The organism is Kordiimonas marina, assembly GCF_023006325.1.
GTDB lineage: Bacteria > Pseudomonadota > Alphaproteobacteria > Sphingomonadales > Kordiimonadaceae > Kordiimonas > Kordiimonas marina.
The window spans coordinates 54660-73514 of sequence record NZ_JAINDF010000008.1; the positions used below are offsets into that span (position 1 = coordinate 54660).

The 18855-nt window shown below is 60.8% G+C and carries 11 protein-coding genes; 7 read left to right on the forward strand and 4 right to left on the reverse strand.

All coding sequences use genetic code 11. The features are described from left to right. Positions 1 to 20: 20 nt before the first annotated feature. Positions 21 to 1193: a DmpA family aminopeptidase gene (locus K6118_RS16310; RefSeq protein ID WP_247121553.1), complete on the reverse strand. Its 1173-nt coding sequence runs from the start codon at positions 1191 to 1193 to the stop codon at positions 21 to 23. Positions 1194 to 1309: 116 nt separating this feature from the next. Between K6118_RS16310 and K6118_RS16315 the strand changes: the two genes are divergently transcribed. Beyond that, positions 1310 to 3376, forward strand: a complete 2067-nt coding sequence (locus K6118_RS16315; RefSeq protein WP_247121554.1) for an oxidoreductase — start codon at positions 1310 to 1312, stop codon at positions 3374 to 3376. On the opposite strand, the gene K6118_RS16320 is transcribed toward K6118_RS16315, so the two are convergent. Next, positions 3373 to 4698, reverse strand: a complete 1326-nt coding sequence (locus K6118_RS16320; protein ID WP_247121555.1) for a Xaa-Pro dipeptidase — start codon at positions 4696 to 4698, stop codon at positions 3373 to 3375. The genes K6118_RS16315 and K6118_RS16320 overlap by 4 nt on opposite strands. 174 nt (positions 4699 to 4872) lie before the next feature. On the opposite strand from K6118_RS16320, the gene K6118_RS16325 reads away from it, so the two are divergent. Further along, the gene (locus K6118_RS16325) at positions 4873 to 6276 is read left to right on the forward strand and encodes a M20/M25/M40 family metallo-hydrolase (protein ID WP_247121556.1); all 1404 of its coding nucleotides are present in this window, start codon (positions 4873 to 4875) and stop codon (positions 6274 to 6276) included. A gap of 129 nt (positions 6277 to 6405) precedes the next feature. Continuing rightward, positions 6406 to 7452 carry a LacI family DNA-binding transcriptional regulator gene (locus K6118_RS16330; RefSeq protein ID WP_247121557.1) on the forward strand — a complete coding sequence of 349 codons (1047 nt, stop codon included), beginning with the start codon at positions 6406 to 6408 and terminating at the stop codon, positions 7450 to 7452. On the opposite strand, the gene K6118_RS16335 is transcribed toward K6118_RS16330, so the two are convergent. Continuing rightward, complete coding sequence (locus tag K6118_RS16335) at positions 7439 to 9028, reverse strand: sodium:solute symporter (RefSeq protein ID WP_247121558.1); 1590 nt, start codon at positions 9026 to 9028, stop codon at positions 7439 to 7441. The two genes, K6118_RS16330 and K6118_RS16335, sit on opposite strands and share 14 nt — an antisense overlap. Positions 9029 to 9260: 232 nt before the next feature. On the opposite strand from K6118_RS16335, the gene K6118_RS16340 reads away from it, so the two are divergent. The 3 genes from K6118_RS16340 to K6118_RS16350 all read left to right on the forward strand — a co-directional run bounded on the left by K6118_RS16340 (position 9261) and on the right by K6118_RS16350 (position 14703). Continuing rightward, a complete protein-coding gene (locus K6118_RS16340) occupies positions 9261 to 11738 on the forward strand; it encodes a TonB-dependent receptor (RefSeq protein ID WP_247121559.1) in 2478 nt (825 codons plus the stop codon). 148 nt (positions 11739 to 11886) lie between these two features. After that, positions 11887 to 13797 carry an alpha-amylase family glycosyl hydrolase gene (locus K6118_RS16345; protein WP_247121560.1) on the forward strand — a complete coding sequence of 637 codons (1911 nt, stop codon included), beginning with the start codon at positions 11887 to 11889 and terminating at the stop codon, positions 13795 to 13797. A 15-nt stretch (positions 13798 to 13812) separates the two neighbouring features. Beyond that, on the forward strand, positions 13813 to 14703 hold the full coding sequence (locus K6118_RS16350) for an ROK family protein (protein ID WP_247121561.1): 891 nt from the start codon (positions 13813 to 13815) through the stop codon (positions 14701 to 14703). A gap of 50 nt (positions 14704 to 14753) precedes the next feature. Here K6118_RS16350 and nhaC read toward each other — a convergent pair whose 3' ends face one another. Then, positions 14754 to 16292, reverse strand: coding sequence for a Na+/H+ antiporter NhaC (gene nhaC / locus K6118_RS16355; RefSeq protein WP_247121562.1), 1539 nt, complete (start codon positions 16290 to 16292; stop codon positions 14754 to 14756). A gap of 331 nt (positions 16293 to 16623) precedes the next feature. Here nhaC and K6118_RS16360 point away from each other — a divergent pair, with 331 nt between their 5' ends. Then, positions 16624 to 18690 carry a glycoside hydrolase family 97 protein gene (locus K6118_RS16360; protein WP_247121563.1) on the forward strand — a complete coding sequence of 689 codons (2067 nt, stop codon included), beginning with the start codon at positions 16624 to 16626 and terminating at the stop codon, positions 18688 to 18690. Positions 18691 to 18855 lie beyond the last annotated feature (165 nt).

Genomic DNA, 18855 nt, shown 5'->3' on the forward strand with positions numbered 1-18855 from the left:
TTGTTACCCGGATCGCCGGTTCATTTTTTAGCGGGAAGCAACCGACCGTGTTTTTTGAGAATGGCCAGAAGTTTCGCCTGCGGGATGCCCTTGACGTAAGAGCCCATGTTGCCCTGCATGTCGCGCCCGGCGATCAGCGCATTGACGATGGCTTCCTCTGTCGCCTCGACGGTGCCGAGGAACAGCGGGTCCATGTCATCGTTTGCCAGCATGGTCACGGTCATGGGGGCGCCGTCCTGCCCTGCGTTCGCGTTGGCGGTGGAGAAGGCGGCGAAAATGTCGCCCGAGCCATTGCCGGCGTAGGAGCCGACGCGGGCGAGCCCCATCCCCGCGCGCTTGGCCATGCGCTTCAGCTGGTGCGGCAGCAAAGGCGCGTCGGTCGCCACCAGAATGATGATCGAGCCGGTGTCACCGTTCGGGCCACCGGGCTTATGGTAGATCATGTCGTCGGTGAGCTCCTGGCCCACGGGGATGCCTGCGATGGTCAGCGTTTCGCGCACACCATAGTTGGCCTGGACGAGCACGCCGACCGTATAGCTTTTATCCCGTACCTTGACGACGCGGGACGCGGTGCCGATGCCGCCCTTGAATTCGTGGCAGATCATTCCGGTGCCGCCCCCGACGCCACCTTCGGCAACGGGTCCGCCCTTGGCGGCGCGGATCGCCTCGAACACATGCTCGGGCTTCACATGGAAGCCGTTGATGTCATTGAGCTCGCCGTCCCAGGTTTCGGCGACCACCGGCAGCGACCACCAATATCCGCTCGAATCTGCGCCGCCCTGCATCACACGCCACTTGATCGCCGCGTCGCGGACGACGCCGACCGAATGAGTGTTGGTCAGCAAAATCGGCCCCTCGATGAAGCCGGATTCGTCGATCCACTGAGTGCCGGTCATCTCGCCGTTGCCATTGAGGGCGAAGCTGGCGCCGAACACCGGGATGTCCTTGGTCCTGGCCCCGCGCGGCAACACGGCGGTCACGCCCGTGCGCACCGCCTTGCCGCCCGCCAGGTCTTGCTTCAGGGTCACCTGGCCCACGGTCACGCCGCCCACGTCGGTGATGGCGTTCAAGGGGCCCGGCATGCCCATGAAGGGAATGCCCAGGTCTCGCGCGCGCGGCGTGGCGTCCGCGGTAGCGGTGGTTGTCATCAGGACCCCGGCCAACAGGGCCAAAAACGGCGCACGAAGTTTCATAAGGCTGTTCCCCCGGAAAGTGGTTTCGGCTAACAGCATCCACTCTATAAGCCCGAAACGGGCAGCAAAGCGAAATAGACAAGAAAACACGATGCGAACAGGGAGAGGGACCCCAAATGACGCGCGACTCACGCTACGATATTCTGTTCGAGCCGGTCAAAATCGGCCCGGTAACCGCCAGGAACCGGTTCTATCAGGTGCCGCACTGCAACGGCATGGGCCACGCCATGCCGGAAGCGCATGCCGCCATGCGCGCCGTGAAGGCCGAAGGCGGCTGGGCGGTGGTGACGACGGAGGAGTGCGAAATCCACCCCTCCGGCGATGTGTCGCCCTATGTGGAGGCGCGGCTTTGGGATGACCATGACATCCCCGCGCTCAGGCTCATGTGCGACAAGGTCCATGCCCATGGCAGCCTGGCTGCGGTGGAACTTGTCCACAATGGCCCCACGGCCTCGAACCTCTTCAGCCGCGAGGTGCTGTTAGCCCCCTCGCATCAACCCAGCAAATACGGCACGCCCCACCAGGCGCGCGCGATGGACCTTGAAGACATCCGTGAATACCGCCGCTGGCACAAGGAGGCCGCGCTCCGTGCCAAACGCGCCGGGTTTGACATTGTTTATGTCTACGCAGGTCACGACCTCAGCCTGCCCATGCACTTCCTGCAAACGCGCCGCAATCACCGCTCGGACCAGTATGGCGGCAGCCTTGAGAACCGCATGCGCCTGTTCCGCGAGGTGATCGAGGACACTAAGGACGCGGTGGGGGATACCTGCGCCGTCGCGGTGCGCTTCGCGGTTGATGAAATGATCGGTGCGGGCGGCATGACGGTGTCTGAAGCCAAGGATGTCGTCGGCGCCCTTGGCGATCTGCCGGACCTTTGGGATGTCAACGTCGCCGCCTGGTATAACGACAGCATGACCAGCCGTTTCGCGAATGAGGGTGCGCAGGAACCCTTCATCGCCTGGGTCAAGAGCTGTACCCGCAAGCCTGTGGTCGGCGTCGGCCGCTTCACGTCGCCGGATACCATGGTCTCGCAGATCAAGCGCGGCGTGCTCGATATGATCGGCGCGGCGCGGCCGTCGATCGCCGATCCGTTCCTGCCGAAGAAGATCGAGGAAGGCCGGATTGAGGACATCCGCGAATGCATCGGCTGCAACATCTGCGTGACCGGTGACATGACCATCACGCCGATCCGCTGCACCCAGAACCCGACCATGGGCGAAGAGTGGCGCAAGGGCTGGCACCCGGAGCGGGTTGCCGAAAAGGCAAGCGACGCCCGCGTGCTAGTGGTCGGCGCTGGCCCCGCGGGGCTCGAAGCCGCCCGCACGCTCGGCGCGCGCGGCTATGAGGTGCATCTCGCTGAAGCCAGCCGTGTGCTTGGCGGGCGGGTCGACCGCGAAGCCAAACTGCCGGGCCTGGCTGAATGGGGCCGCGTGCGCGACTGGCGCGTCGGCCAGATAGACAAGCTCTCCAATATCTCGGTCTACCGGGAATCGCCCTTAAGCGCCGACGACGTGTTCGAATTCGGTGCCGAGCATGTGGTGGTGGCGACCGGCAGCCGGTGGCGCGCGGACGGTTTCGGCCGCTCGGCCGACGGCCCGGTTATCGCGGACGGCACGCCTGCGGTACTCACGCCCGATGACATCATGGACGGCGTCACGCCCAAGGGCCATGTGGTGGTCTATGACGACGACGGCTTCTATATGGCCAGCGTGATGGCGGAAAAGCTGATCGCGCTCGGCTGCCGCGTGACTGTCGTGACGCCCGAAGAGATGGTGGCGAGCTGGAGCGAAAACACGCTCGAATACCGCCATATCCAGAAGCGCCTCCATGCGCTTGGGGTCACGCAGGTCACCAGCCAGTCGCTGCTGTCGTGGGACGGCGCGGTGGCACGGTTTGGCCACAGCTGGACCGATGCGGAGATGACGCTGGCCGCTGATGCCTTCATGCCGGTGACTATGCGCCTGCCGGTCGATGGTCTCTACCGGGACCTCAAGGCACGGGCGGAAGGCTGGGCCGACGCGGGTATCCGCTCGGTCAAGCTGATCGGGGACGCGCTCGCACCGGGGCTCATCGCCCACGCGGTCTATGCCGGCCACCGCTACGCGCGGGAGCTGGAGGCCGGACCTATCGCTGACGTGCCATTCCGCCGCCACCTGCACACGGCGGTGACGGACATTTAATCGTGGCGGATGCCAGCCTCGATGGTTGGCTTGCCGTCTTCCTTATAGAGCACGCCGCCCTTCATCACGGCGGCGACATGCTCGACGAGGCGCACGTTCTTCATCAGGTCACCATCGACCGCGATGATATCGGCATATTTGCCGGGTGCGATGGAGCCGACTTTCTTCTCCCAACCGAGGAGCTCGGCCGCTGAAAGCGTGGCGGAACGGATCGCCTGCATCGGCGTCATGCCCCACTTGACCATATAGGCCATCTGGCGGCCGTTGAGCCCATGCGGATAGACGCCGGCATCGGTGCCGTAGGCGATCTTGACACCCGCCTTCACCGCCTTGCGGAAGCCTTCGCGCTGGGCCTCGGTGGTTTCGTCATTCTTGCGGAGCTGCTCTTCCGGCCAATGTTCGGCGCGGCCAACGGTGCCAATATAGTCGCCGTTATAAATGTCAGCCACGAGCCACGTGCCATGCTTTTTCATGAGCGCGATGCCTTCGTCGTCGATCAAGGAGCCATGCTCGATCGAGCGCACACCGGCGCGGACAGCATTCTTGATGCCCTCGGCGCCGTGGGCATGGCTCGCGACATAGATGCCGTAGTGGCTGGCCTCGACCACGGCGGCATGAAGCTCTTCCTCGCTCAGTTCCGGGGCGCCGGGTTCGGTGCCGTTGGTGAGCACGGCACCGGTTGCCAGCGTCTTGATGAAGGTGGCGCCGTGTTGGATCAGCGTGCGCACCTTCTCCCGGACTTCGTCGGCGTTGCGGACGACACCGAAGCGCATGTCCGCCGGGATGCCGACATCCGGGATCTGCCCGGTGATGGCGCCTGCGCCGCCGGGGACGGTGATATAGGCGCCGACCACCGACATACGCGGGCCGATGATGGTGCCATTGTTGATAGCGTTCTTGATTGCCACATCGGTGAAGGCGTGCCAGGGGCCGACATCGCGGATAGTGGTGAAACCGGCCAACAGCGTGTTGCGGGCATTCTTCACGCCCGACAGCGCCGATTCAGCCGCCGAATGCATCAGGGGTTCGAGTGGATTGTTGGACTCGCTATCGCCATAGTCCGAGATGTGCGTATGCATATCCATGAGGCCGGGCAGCACGGTCCGGGAAGACCAGTCCAGTATCTTTGCGCCTGCGGGGGCCCCGTGCCAGGGGGCGACCGCGGTGATACGGTCGCCTTCGACCGTGATCATCTGGTCCTTGAGGACTTGCCCTTTCTCCACATCGATAAGCTTTCCGGCGTGGATGACGGTTACGTCTGCGGCGCGGACCGGCAGGGCCGCCAGCATCGCGGCGAACAGGGTGGCAAGGATAAGGCGCATGGTTTGTGGCTCCCCGATGATTGATCGTTAACAGCCTAAGAACGAGCGCGCGCCTTTTGCAAGGCTCCAAAGACACTGGGCGCAAAGCGAACATCACAAATATGTGCTTGGGGGCCCAAGCGATTTCTGTGTAGCGTTTCCGGCGAAACATCTGATTTTCTGATGGGGAGTAGCATGAGAAGTTTGTTGAAAACGGTTGCCGTGGCCGCGCTTGTGGTGCCGATGTTGGCACAGGGTGCGGTTGCGACCGACACGGTGCCATTTATGGCGAAGGCCCGCGAAATCCTGGAGCATACGGTCAGCATCCGCTCGGCCAAGGGGCAGGGGCTTGTGCCCAAGGTTGCTGAATATCTCGCGGCCCAGTTCAAGGCCGGTGGTTTTGACGCGAAGGACATCCATATCCTGCCCGTCGGCAAGACCGCGGCGCTTGTGGTCCGCTATCATGGCGATGGCAGCTCGGGCAAGAAGCCGATCCTGCTGTCCGGCCACATGGATGTGGTCGATGCGCTTCGGAAAGACTGGGAGCGCGATCCGTTCAAACTGATTGAGGAAAACGGCTATTTCTATGGCCGTGGCGCCGAGGACGACAAATGGGCGGTTGCCGTGCTTACGGCCACCTTCCTGCGTCTGAAGGCGGAAGGTTTTGTGCCCAACCGTGACCTGATCATCGCCTTCTCGGGTGATGAAGAAACAGACATGGCGACCACGAAGGCACTGGCGCATCAGTACCGGAATCTGATTGATGCCGATTTCGCCCTGATCGCCGATGGCGGCGGCGGGGTGCTGGCGGAAGACGGCACGCCCCAATCCTACAATCTGCAGGCTGCGGAGAAAACCTACGCCACCTTTGAGGCGACGGTTCATAACCCCGGTGGCCATAGCTCGCGCCCGCGCAAGGACAACGCCATCTATGAGCTGGCAACCGCGCTCAAGAATATCCAGGCCTATCAGTTCCCGGCAGAGCTCAGCGAGCTGACGAAAGCCTATTTCCTGGAGGTTGCCAAGCGTACCGAGGGCCCGATGGGTGACGCCATGCGCCGCTACGCCGAAAACCCGAAGGACACAGACGCACTGATGATGCTCAGGAGCGATCCTGAATATATCGGCACCACCGGCACCACCTGTGTGGCGACCATGCTGCGCGGCGGGCACGCCGAAAACGCGTTGCCGCAATCGGCCACCGCCACCATCAACTGCCGTATCTTCCCGGGCACCGGCGTCCAGAACACGCTGGATCAGCTCAAGAAGGCAGCAGGCAATGACAAGATCGAATGGAAGCGGATCGGCGATGCGACCGAAAGCCCCGGTTCGCCGCTTCGGAAGGATGTGGTTGATGCCGTGACCCACGCCGTCCACGCCACCTATCCGAATGTGCCGATCGTGCCTGAAATGTCGTCGGGCGCCAGTGATGGCATGTATTTCCGCGCGGTCGGCATTCCGTCCTATGGTGTCACAGGTGCCTTCATGAAGGCCTCGGACGAATTCGCCCATGGTCTCAACGAGCGTATGCCGGTGGCGTCGCTGCCGATCTCGATGCGGCACTGGTACATCATCCTGCATGATCTCGCCGGCAAGTAGCGGCTGATCGCTATAGCGATCAATCAAACACAAGGTCGTGCCCTTCGGGGCGCGGCTTTTTTCATTGGCGCTTGTCGGCGTGCCAATCCCCCGTTAGGCTGTGCAACAGTTGCATAGAAGGGTGTTTGGATGACGGAAAAAGAGCAGGCAGGGCCGAAGCCAGTGGTCAAGATGATCGATTTGGCGCGGCTTGCAGGGGTGTCCAAATCCACCGTTTCGCGTGCGCTGGCGGACAGCCCGCTGATTCCCAAAGAGACCCGGGAACGCATTCAGGCCCTTGCGCGGGATCATAATTACCGGCTCAACAAGAAGGCGCGTAACTTCCGGACCAAGGAAACGCTGACCATCGCCGTGCTGATCCCCGACACGCAGGAAAAGGACTGGCGGCTTTCCGACCCCTTCTTCCTGGAACTTCTTGGCAGCATTGCTGATACCCTCAATGACCAGAACCATGAACTGCTGCTCGCGAAGACCTCAATGCGGTCCGAGGATTGGGTGGTCGACCATGTCCAGCGCGGGACGTGTGACGGTGTGATTCTGGTCGGCCAGGGCACCCAGCACGCGGAAATCAATGCCATGGCGGACGGCTCCACGCCCTTTGTGGTGTGGGGTGGTCTGTTGCCGGGTCAGCGCTATTGCACGGTCGGCAGCGACAACCGCTTGGGCGGCGAGAAAGCGACCGGACACCTGATTGAGCGCGGCCGTTGTCGCATCGCTTTCTTCGGGGATAGGCGGCTCCCGGAGGTGGAGCTCCGCTATGAGGGCTATGTCGCGGCGCACAAGGCTGCGGGGCTTGAGGTTCTGCCAGAGCTCGAAGTCACGGCGCCCTTCTCCGGCAGCTCGGCTTTCGATGCGATTGCGGCTTTCCTGAAAAGCGGCGTCGAGCTTGATGCCATTTTCGCCTGTTCGGACGTAATTGCGATGGCTACCGTGCGCGCGCTGGGCGAACAGGGCCTTTCCATCCCGAAAGATGTCGCTGTGGTCGGGTACGATGATATCTCTCTGGCGGCTTACTATAGCCCGCCGCTGACCACTGTCCGGCAGGATACCCGCAAGGGTGGGGAAGAGCTGGTCAAGCGGCTTCTGAGCCTTATCCAGGGGGGCGAAGCCACCCCCCTGATGCTGGAGACGGACCTGATCGTCCGAGCTTCCACCGGCGGTGTCAGCGGAAGCTGAACACCAGGATGGCCGTTGCGGTCAAAAGCAATACCGACAGGATGCGGTAGTTACCGTACCAGGGCACGGATTTGAGCGCCGCGGTCTCGGCATCGAAATCCTGCCGTGACCAGATATAGGGCAGGATGGCGCTTTCCTCTGGCGCCGGGGTCATCAGGCTGACCACAACCAGGATCACGGTGCACAGCACGAACAGCATCGGGCCAGTGTAGAGGAACTGATAGTGGGTGATGTCCAGAACCTCGTTCATGAGGAACAGGGCGACCCCGGCGATGGTGCCCAGCACCAGTGTCCAGAAAGCCCCTGAGGCGTTGGCGCGGCGCCAGAAGGTGCCCACGAGGAACAGCACCACCACAGGCGGGATGGTGTAGGACAATACCTTCTGCAGATATTTGAACAGCGATGCGAAATGTTCGATCTGCGGCGCCCACAGAACCGACAGCACCATGAAGACGAAGGTCAGCCAGCGGCCGATTTTCATCAGGTGGTCGCTGTCTATCTCCGGCTTCCATTTGCGCACGAAGTCCATGGTCAGAAGCGTGGAGGCGGAGTTGAGGGTCGAGTCGATCTGCGACATCAGCGCCGCGATAAAGCCTGCGAGCACGAGGCCGAGAAGGCCAGCCGGTAGCATCTCGAACATCAGGGTCGGGAACACCAGGTCTGCGCGCGGCAGGTTCGGATACAGGAGGATCGCAAACGTCCCCGGCAGGACCATGATGAACAGAACTGGCAGTTTCAGAGCGCCCGCAAACAGGCTGCCGAGTTGGCCGTGCGTGGTGGATTTGGCACTCAGGACCCGCTGCACCATGAACTGGTTGGTACACCAGAAATAGAAGCCCAGAAGCGGCACGCCGGTCACGAGCCCAAGCCATGGCATGCTGGGGTCGCTGAGCGGCCGGATGAGGCTCAGCTTGTTGGCGGAAACGGCGGCGGTTACCGCCTCCCAGCTGCCGATCTTGTCGAAGGCGACGACGGTGATGACCACAGCGCCGATCAGCAGCAGGATCGCCTGCACAGCATCCGTATACATCACGGCGGCGAGGCCCCCCATCATGGTGTAGAAACCGGCGACGACCGCGAGGATCGCGATAATCTCCCACACCGGCACACCAGGGAACACCATGGTGAGCAAAAGCCCGCCCGCGAACAGGCTGCCTGCTGTATCCACCACAATATTGAGGAAGATGGTGAGCGCGGAGAAATACAGCCGCGCCCGGCCGTCAAAGCGCCGCTCCAGAAATTCCGGCATGGTGAAAACCTGCGCACGCAGGATGAAGGGCAGCATGAAAAGCGCGAAGAAGACGAGAACGACAGCGGCCATCCATTCATAGTTGAAGACCGATATGCCGCTTGAGTAGGCATCCCCCGCCAGGCCAATGATGGTCGTGCTGGAGATATTGGAGGCGAACAGCGACAGGCCGATGAAAGGCCAGGTCATGCTGCGGCCCGCGAGGAAATAATCCTTCGCGTCCTGGTGTTTGCGGCCGAGGACGACCCCCAGCACCAGTACGAAAATGAAATAGACCGCCAGAATCACCAGATCGGCAGTATGTAAGGTAACGCCAAATTTCGGCATTGATAGCCCTCCCCATGTCTTCCCGTCCCTCATCCTACCCGATTGACCTTATGGGCGCGAGGGACGCATTGACGGGCACCATATGGTGTTTTTATCGATTACGCAACCGGTTGCATAATATTCCTTGCAACCGGTTGCGTAAGGGTGTAGGTCGATGAGACCGGGAAGGTGGAGCGACGGGACGCTCCCGAGATTATCCAATTCATGTATGTTGAACCTGGGGAGGTTACTAATGATGAAATCCAGACTTGGCGCCCTGATGGCGTCCGTTTCCCTATCACTGATGGCTACGGCCGCCGCGCACGCTGCGGATAAGGCCGATAAAAATGCCGAGGCGGCGAAAGCCAAAGATACGCGGCCGTTCGAGGAAATTGTCGTCACCGCCGTGCCGCGCGCGGCCTCGACCCTGATGTCGAGCGTGTCGGTGAGCAGCGTCTCGCCGGACGAAATCCAGAAATTCGCCCCGCGGTCGGCGGCCGAGATTTTCCGCAACATTCCGGGCGTGCGCTCCGAATCGACCGGTGGTGAAGGCAACGCCAACATCGCCGTGCGCGGCCTGCCGGTGGCATCAGGCGGTGCCAAGTTCCTTCAACTGCAGGAAGACGGCCTGCCGGTGATGGAGTTCGGCGATATCGCTTTCGGTAACGCCGACATTTTCCTGCGCGCCGATTATTCGATCGCGCGGATTGAAGCTGTCCGTGGTGGCTCGGCCTCGACGCTGGCGTCCAACTCGCCGGGTGGGGTGATCAACTTCATCAGCAATACCGGCAAGGAAGAAGGTGGTGCCGTCGCGCTGACCCGTGGTGTCGATTACAACACCACCCGTGCGGATTTTGCTTATGGCGGCCCGATCGGGGATGGTCTTCGCTTCCATGTCGCCGGTTTCTACCGGGTCGGTGAAGGCCCGCGCCATGCTGGTTATGACGGCAACAAGGGTGGCCAGATCAAGGCCAACATCACCAAGGAATTCGACAAGGGTTTCGTGCGTCTTTATTTCAAGCATCTGGATGACCGCTCGATCGGCTATCTGCCGATGCCGGTGAAGGTGAGCGGCACCAATGCGAACCCGCAGATCAGCTCGATCACCAATTTCAATATTTCGTCGGATACGCCCCACAGCGTCTATTTCCTGTCCAATCTCGGGATCGGCGGTGACGGCAACCGGCGCGTCAGCAATGTGGCCGACGGGATGCACCCCCTCAGCACGGCTGTGGGCGGCGAATTCAACTTCGACCTCAGCGACAGCTGGAACGTGAGCGACAAAATTCGTGTCGCAAAAACCAGCGGGCGTTTTGTCTCGCCGTTCCCGGCTGAGGTCGGCTCCGCAAGCAGTCTCGCTGAAGAAATCGGTGGTACCGGTGCCACGCTGGCCTATGCCAATGGCCCGAACGGTGGTGATGCCATCACAAACCCAGGGGCGCTCAACGGCAATGGCCTTGCCATGCGGGTTCACCTGTTTGATGTCGAGCTTAACGACCTTAGCAACTTTGCCAACGACTTCAAACTGACCAAGTCGGTCAAGCTGGATTCCGGCAATACGGTCGACTTTACCGCCGGTTACTATAAATCGGCGCAGACGATCAATATGGACTGGGTCTGGAACTCCTACCTGATGGAAGTGAAGGGCAATAACGCAGCACTTCTGAATGTGTATGACGCGAACGGCAACGCCATGTCCGATAGCGGTCTCCTTGCCTACGGCGTGCCTTATTGGGGCAACTGCTGCCAGCGGAACTATGACACCCAGTATGACATCGATGCACCTTATGCATCCGTCGGGGTCGATATGGGGAACCTGACCATCGATGCCAGCCTCCGCTATGACAGTGGCCGCGCAACCGGCTCCTACGCGGGTGGCGTACAGTCCCCGAACCTGGACGTGAACCAGGACGGCACCATTTCGGTACCGGAACAAAGCGTCTCGGTGATCGACCGTTCGAACCCGATGCCGGTCAATTACACCTGGCATTACTGGTCCTATTCGGTCGGCGCCAACTATGCCTTCAATGATGATCTGGCAACCTTCGCCCGCATCAGCCGTGGTGGCCGCGCCAATGCCGACCGTCTGCTGTTCGGCAAGGTCAAGGCGGATGGCAGTGTCGCCAAGGAAGACGCCATCGATATGGTCAACCAGATCGAACTGGGCGTGAAATACCGCACCGGCAACTTCGGTATCTTCGCGACCGGCTTCTACGCCAAAACGCAGGAGCAGAATTTCGAGGCGACAACCCAGAAATTCTTCGACCGGACCTACAAGGCCGAGGGTGTCGAGATTGAAGCCCAGTATCACTATGATGCTTTCGACTTCAACGGTGGCATCACCTATACGGACGCGGAAATCTCCTCCGACGCGCTTAACCCGTCGGTGGTTGGCAACCGTCCGCGCCGTCAGGCCAAGTTCGTCTATCAGGCGACGGCGTCCTACACGCTTGACCGGTTCCAGATCGGTACCAACGTGATCGGGACAACGAGTTCCTACACGCAGGACACCAACCAGTTGGTCATGCCGGGCTATGCCCAGGTCAACGCTTTCGCAAGCTATGAGATCGCGGACGGCCTGTCGCTGATGCTCAACGTCAACAACCTCTTCGATGTGGTTGGCCTGACCGAGTCCGAGGAAGCGTCGATCATTGATGGCCAGGACAATATTATCCGGGCCCGCTCGATCAACGGCCGGTCGACGACGGCAACGCTGAAGTACACCTTCTGACGCTGCGTTAGCTCCAAGTGCCCCCGTCTTTATGAATGTTTACAAGGCGCAAGACGGGGTTCCTTGGGTGCGGCGGGCCCTCCCTGGCCGCACCCCTTTTCTTCTCTTTCGCCGCTCAGCACACGCGGCTTGTGACAGGTAAGCGACGATGATGCCAACGAAGGCTAACCCCGGTGGGCATGATGCGGACCGTTCTCTTGACGAATTGTTCGCCCACCGACTTAAGGCCCAGGAACCGATGCTCCGGAAGGCGCTCACGCTGCTTTACGGGGCCCGGGATGACTTTGAGGATTGGTGGCGACGGGTCCTGGATGTGGCCAAGGCGGCCTACCGCGCCCGTCCGGATGCCCTTCTTGCCCTTGATAAGGAGCGCGAGAAAACTGGTAGTACGTGGTTTCAAAGCGAGCAGACGCTCGGCTACATGTGTTACCCGGACCGTTTCGCCGGTGATTTTGACGGTATGGAAGCCAAAATTCCCTACCTGCGGGGGCTCGGGGTTACTTATCTACATCTGTTGTCGGTTCTGAAGGCGCGCCCGGGGGACAGCGACGGTGGCTTTGCCATCGCCGATTATCTGGATACCAACCCTGCGCTTGGCACAATCGACGATCTTGAGATGCTGACGGGACGGCTTCGCGCAGCTGGGGTCAGCCTGTGTCTCGACTTCGTGTTCAATCATACAGCGCGGGAGCATGAATGGGCCCAGCGCGCCATGAAGGGCGACGCCGAGTATCAGGATTATTACCTGATGTTCCCGGACCGCACGTTGCCGGACCAGTATGAAAAAGACCTCGATCAGGTTTTCCCGGCAACAGCGCCGGGCAATTTCACTTATGTCCCGGAATGCGAAAAATGGGTCTGGACGACCTTCTACCCGTTCCAGTGGGACCTGAATTACCGGAACCCAGCCGTCTTCATCGCCATGTTGGAAACCATGTTCGCGCTTGCGAACCGGGGCGTGGAGATTTTCCGTTTCGATGCCGCCATCTATGCCTGGAAGGAGCCGGGAACCCGGTCCAAGAACCTGCCGGAGACACATGCGCTCCTGCAGGCGTTTCGCGCCCTTAGCGCCGTGGTTGCCCCCGGCATCGCCATGAAGGCGGAGGTGGTGGCCGGCGCGCGTCATATCACCAAATATTTCGGCTCGGGCGAGAACGCGGGCCGGGAATGCCAGCTTGCCTACAATACGGCCTTGATGGCGGCTTTGTGGGATAGCCTGGCAACCGGTAGTGCCGCGCCCGCGACGGCGATGCTGCAGGACTTGCCCGCCCGCCCCAGCGGCACGGCGTGGGTCAATTATGCCCGCTGCCATGACGATATCGGCTGGGCCACGCTCAGGGACCGGGCAGGTGCCCTGTGGGGCGCGGATGATGCCCACCTGGGTTTCCTGACCCGCTTTTACAGTGGTGAGGAAAAGAACAGCTTTGCTCGCGGGCAGGCGTTCCAGCCGGTCGCGGGCGAACCCTTCGCGGCCACCAATGGCACGCTCGCCTCACTGGCTGGGCTCGAAGCTGCTTTGGACGCGGGCGATGAAAAGCTGATCGCCACGGCGGTCGCGCGTATTAATCTGCTGCACGGCGTGTTGATGGGACTTGATGGCGTGCCGCTCATCTTCATGGGGGACGAGATCGGCCTCCTCAATGATTATGACCATACGGATACCCCCGGGTGTGCGGACGGCCGCTGGCTGCACCGGCCGACAATGCGGTGGGATACGGATGGGCTTACCCCGGACCATGCTCATGCCCGCCAGCGTATCTTTGCCTCGCTCAAGGCGATGGTACGGGCGCGGAAAACGCTCCCCGTACTGAATGCCGAAGGCGGAATCCGCTATCTGGCCGGTCCTGCTTCGTCCGTATTCGCCTATGTGCGCCCGGGTGACGGACCTCTGCTGGCATTGGCGAACTTTGGCGCCGATCCTATCAGTGTTCCTGCCGATTATGTTTCGGCCCAGCTGGGGCAGGGTGCCGTCTCAGATATCTTTCCGCCGCTTTCCTGTGCGGGCGAGGATGTGTACCATCTGGCTGGCTATCAGGTCCGCTGGCTGATGCGGGCGTGAGGAACGGAGGCAGACGTGGCACTTTTGGGCGCAATCGAAGCGGGCGGCACCAAGTTTATCTGCGCAGTCGGTGAGGATGCGGGCTCCATCTTGGAACGCGTCTCATTGCCGACGATAACGCCTGCGGAAACGCTGGCGGCTTGTCTCGCCTTTTTTCAGGGTGCCGCGGCAGAGCATGGCCCCATCAGTAAGCTCGGCATCGCGGCCTTTGGGCCCTTGGACCTCACCCCCACGTCCCCCACATACGGCCATCTTCTGGAAACCCCAAAACCCGGTTGGTCTGGGACGGACCTTGCGGGCTATTTCGCCGGGCATCTGAATGTACCGGTCGCGCTTGATACCGATGTGAACGGGGCGGTGCTGGCCGAACATAAAGGCGGGGCCGCAAAAGCATGCCAGACGGCGGTCTATATCACCGTCGGTACCGGTATCGGCGGCGGGGTGCTGGTGAATGGCCGTCTGCTGCATGGGCTCATCCACCCGGAGATCGGCCATATTGCGGTGCCGCGTGCGCCGGGTGATGAAGGCTTCAAGAGCCACTGTCCCTACCACGCAGACTGTCTGGAAGGTTTGGCGTCCGGTCCGGCGATGAAAGCTCGCTGGGGGCAGGCGGCAGAGACCTTGCCGGAGGGTCATGAGGGCTGGGAGATGGAAGCCTTCTACCTCGCGCAGCTATGCCGCACGCTGACGGTAACGCTGTCGCCTGAGGTTATTATCCTCGGCGGCGGTGTGCTGATGAGGGAAGGGCTACTTGAAAAAGTACGGGTACGTTTCGACGCGCTGATGGGCGGTTATCTGCCGCTTGCCGCCCGTGCGGGTGGGCTTGACCGCTATATCGTGCGCCAGTCCTTCGGGGGGCAGTCCGGTCTGGTTGGTGCGTTCGCGCTCGCCGAAGACGCGGCATAAAAAAGGCGCCCGGTGAGGCGCCTTTTTTATTTCTTGGAAGGGTGGAGGCCTCAGGCCTGTTCCTTCACCTCATCGAGGTGCGCTTCCTCAAGCTCTTCTTCCATTTCCTGATAAACTGCCGGGTCGGCATCCTCAAGCTTGGTCAGCTTGATGTTGAAGATGCCGTATGTGATGGCGATCAGCGGGTTCAGGATATTGACGAAGGCGAACGGCGCATAAGCGAGTGTCGGCACACCGAGAGTCGCCGACATGAAGGCACCGCATGTGTTCCAGGGCACGAGCGCGGAGGTCATGGTGCCGGCGTCCTCAAGCGTCCGGGATAGGTTCTGTGGCGCCAGTCCAAGGCGGGCGAACTCCAGCCGGTACATACGGCCCGGCAGTACGATGGCGATATATTGGTCCGCCGCCATGATGTTCATGCCGATCGAGGTCAGGACCGTGGTGAAGATCAGCGAGCCTGGACCGCGTACGCCCTTGAGAAGCGTTTCGACGATCCGCTGCAACAGGCCTACCCGCTCCATGGCAGCACCGAAACACATGGCGCTCAGGATCAGCCAGATCGTGTTGAGCATGCTGCCCATGCCGCCGCGCGACAGCAGCTGGTTCAGATGTTCGTCAGGGGTGGAGGCAACATAACCGCCAGCCATGGCCTGCCAGATGCCCTTGAAGGCCGCGCCTGCTGCGCTGAGCGCATGGTCGGGGTCGGCGAAGGTGCGGACGACGTCAGGCTGGTAGACAATTGCGATGAAGGCACCGAACAGGGCACCTGCGGTGATGGTCGGTAGCGCCGGATATTTGCGCAGCGCCAGGAACAGCAGAAGCGCAAGCGGCAGCATGGTCGGGATGCCCAGGTTGAACGAGTTTCTCAAAGTGCCGCGGATTGCCTCAATAGCTTCCGGTGAGGCGACTTGATGTGCGCTCGTGAGGCTGAGCCAGGTGAAGATGCAGAGGGCAATCAGGACCGACGGTGCCGTGGTCCAGAACATGTGGCGCACATGGGTGAAAAGGTCGGTGCCCACCATGGCAGGCGCCAGGTTGGTGGTATCCGAAAGCGGGGACATCTTGTCGCCGAAGTAAGCGCCGGAGACAACGGCCCCGGCTGTCATCGCGGGGTCAAGCCCCAGCACATGCGCGACGCCAATGAGCGCAAGGCCGATGGTGCCGGCGGTGGTCCAGCTGGAGCCAATGGCCATCGATACCATCGCGCAGATGATAAGGGCTGCCGGGAAGAACCAGCTCGGGCTCAGGACAGCGAGGCCATAATAGATGAGCGCGGGCGCGGTGCCGGCCAGCATCCAGGCGCCAATCAGCGAACCAACGGCCAGAAGGATAAGACAGGCGCCGAGGGACAAGGAAATGCCCTTCACCAGGGACTTTTCCATCTGTTCCCAGGTCATGCCGCGGCTTTTGCCAATCATGAAGGCGAAACAGGTAGCGAGGAGGAGCGATATCTGGTTCGGACCTGAAGATGAGTCACTGCTGAAGAACCACACGCCGCAGAACAGCAATCCCATCAGGAATATGAGCGGCGTCAGGGCCAGCCATAGCGGGATCGGCTTTTCGGACTCGGTTACTTTCTTTTTGGACACGGTACGTGCTCCCCCGTTTTTATCGTTGTCATTCTCCCGACACAAAGCGGTATACCAACCTCTCCCGGTCCGCAAGGCGGGAGAGAAAAAAGTCCGCTTGGCGCACAGCTGCGCACTGTAAAATTGACAGCGCTGTCTGTTTTCTGTACTCACTTCATTGGAAGGGAAGATGCCGGTAAAGCAGATCATGCAGCGCTGGCAAAAGGTTCACCTGGGTTCGCATCATAATCAGCAAAACGCCCCAAGCGTTCCATCCGGTGAAGTGTGACATGTGCCATGCCATATAGGCGTGGCGCCGGCTTTATGTTGCCACATTGGGAAGGGGCGCATCATGCGACGCATCGTATCATTATTTATAGTCTGTTTCAGCCTGGTGTCTTTTGGCGCCTATGCCGCCGAAACACAGCACGGCCCGGCGACCATCTCGTCCCCGGACCATGTTTTGTCCGTTTCGCTGACGGCAACGCCAAGCGGCGTGACCTATTCGGTCAGCCGGTTCGGGGAGCCCGTCGTGGATGCCTCACGTCTTGGTCTCCGCTTCAAGAATGCGCGCGCCCTGTCCACTGGGCTTGAGATCACCGGGGTCAAAACCCGGTCGGTCGATAACACATGGAAACAGCCGTGGGGTGAGCGCGAATATGTGCGTAACCACTATAATGAGATGACGGTTGATCTCACCGAAGTGCGGGCGAGCCAGGGCGCGGATAGCGGCCGCCACTTCCAGGTGGTGTTCCGTGTGTACGACGATGGCCTCGGCTTCCGCTATGTCTTCCCGAAAGACAGCGGCCTCGGCAAGGTTGAGATCACCAAGGAGATGACCGAGTTCAATTTCCATGACGATGCCACCGCCTGGTGGATCCCGTCGCGCGGCTGGAACCGGTACGAGTATCTCTATCAGAAGACGCCGCTGGATGAAGTGACGATGGCGCACACGCCCTTCACCATCCGCACCAAATACGGCCTGCATATCAGCGTGCATGAAGCCGCGCTGGTGAATTATTCCGGCATGTCGCTGCGCCGGGTTTCTTCGCGCCATTTCGTGGCTGACCTTGCCCCCTGGTCGGACGGCGTGAAGGTAAAGACCAAGGCGCCGTTTGTCACGCCGTGGCGGACCATGCAGATTGCCGATAGCGCCGGCGGGCTGATCATGTCCGACCTGATCCTCAACCTCAATGAGCCCAACAAGCTCGGCGATGTCAGTTGGATTGAACCGGGTAAATATGTCGGCGTCTGGTGGGCCATGCACCTGGGTAAATGGACCTGGGGGTCGGGCCCGCACCACGGTGCCACCACCAAGAACGTCAAAGACTATATCGACTTTGCCGCCAAATACGGCTTCAAGGGCGTGCTGGTGGAAGGCTGGAACCAAGGCTGGGATGGCGACTGGTTCAACAACGGCAGCAAGTTCAGCTTCACCAAGGCCTACCCGGATTTCGACTTCAAGGAACTCAGCAAATATGCCGCCAAGCGTGGTGTGCGCATCATCGGTCACCATGAAACCGCAGGGGATGTCTGCAACTATGAAAAGCAGATGAATGCGGCTTTCGCGCTTGATGAGAAAATGGGCGTCCGTCAGGTTAAGACCGGCTATGTCGCCAATGGCGGTGAGCTGATCCGCTGTGACAAACACGGCAAAATCCATAACGAGTGGCATGACGGCCAGTTCTCGGCAGAGCATCATATCCGGGTGCTCGAGGCTGCTGCCAAGCATCATGTCTCCATTATCAGTCATGAGCCGATCAAGGATACCGGCCTCCGCCGTACCTATCCGAACTGGCTGAGCCGGGAAGGCGCGCGCGGTCAGGAATATAACGCCTGGGGCACGCCGGGGAACCCGCCGTCCCACACAGCTATCCTGCCGTTCACGCGGATGCTGTCGGGGCCGATGGATTTCACGCCGGGCATCTTCGATCTTCTTTATCCGAAGGCGAAACCCAATAACCGTGTGAGCACGACGCTGGCGAAGCAGCTTGCACTTTATGTGGTGCTCTACAGCCCGGTCCAGATGGCGGCCGACTTGCCGGAGAATTACCTGAAGCATATGGATGCCTTCCAGTTCATCCGTGATGTGCCGACCGACTGGGCTGATACGCGCGTGCTGACGGGTGAAATCGGCGAGCAGGTGACGATCGTCCGAAAGGATCGCCACAGCGAGGACTGGTACCTCGGCAGCCTGACGGATGAGCATGGCCGCTTCATGAAAGTCTCGCTGGGCTTCCTGACGCCGGGCGTGACCTATGAGGCGCAAATCTATGCCGATGGACCGAACGCGCATTGGAAGACCAACCCCTATGACATGACCATCAAGAAAATTAAGGTCACGTCCGCTGACACCTTCCCGATCCGGCTTGCCGCTGGTGGTGGGATGGCCGTGCGCTTCACGCCGGTGAAAAAATAGGGTTTGAGCTGCCCAAGGGGGCCTTTCCAGCCCCCTGAAAGAGGTCCGCGATCCATTGGGTCGTGGGCCTTTTTATTTGTAAGCACCTGAAGAAAATTCGGCATCAGGGTAAGGCGTGGCTTATGCAGGGCTTACCTCAAGGTTCTTGTTTTCTGTTGTTTTCAG

Bases quoted from the DNA above. Each gene is read 5' to 3' on its own strand.
- K6118_RS16310 (WP_247121553.1), bottom strand. From the start codon at position 1,193: ATGAAACTTCGTGCGCCGTTTTTGGCCCTGTTGGCCGGGGTCCTGATG.
- K6118_RS16315 (WP_247121554.1), top strand. From the start codon at position 1,310: ATGACGCGCGACTCACGCTACGATATTCTGTTCGAGCCGGTCAAAATC.
- K6118_RS16320 (WP_247121555.1), bottom strand. From the start codon at position 4,698: ATGCGCCTTATCCTTGCCACCCTGTTCGCCGCGATGCTGGCGGCCCTG.
- K6118_RS16325 (WP_247121556.1), top strand. From the start codon at position 4,873: ATGAGAAGTTTGTTGAAAACGGTTGCCGTGGCCGCGCTTGTGGTGCCG.
- K6118_RS16330 (WP_247121557.1), top strand. From the start codon at position 6,406: ATGACGGAAAAAGAGCAGGCAGGGCCGAAGCCAGTGGTCAAGATGATC.
- K6118_RS16335 (WP_247121558.1), bottom strand. From the start codon at position 9,028: ATGCCGAAATTTGGCGTTACCTTACATACTGCCGATCTGGTGATTCTG.
- K6118_RS16340 (WP_247121559.1), top strand. From the start codon at position 9,261: ATGATGAAATCCAGACTTGGCGCCCTGATGGCGTCCGTTTCCCTATCA.
- K6118_RS16345 (WP_247121560.1), top strand. From the start codon at position 11,887: ATGATGCCAACGAAGGCTAACCCCGGTGGGCATGATGCGGACCGTTCT.
- K6118_RS16360 (WP_247121563.1), top strand. From the start codon at position 16,624: ATGCGACGCATCGTATCATTATTTATAGTCTGTTTCAGCCTGGTGTCT.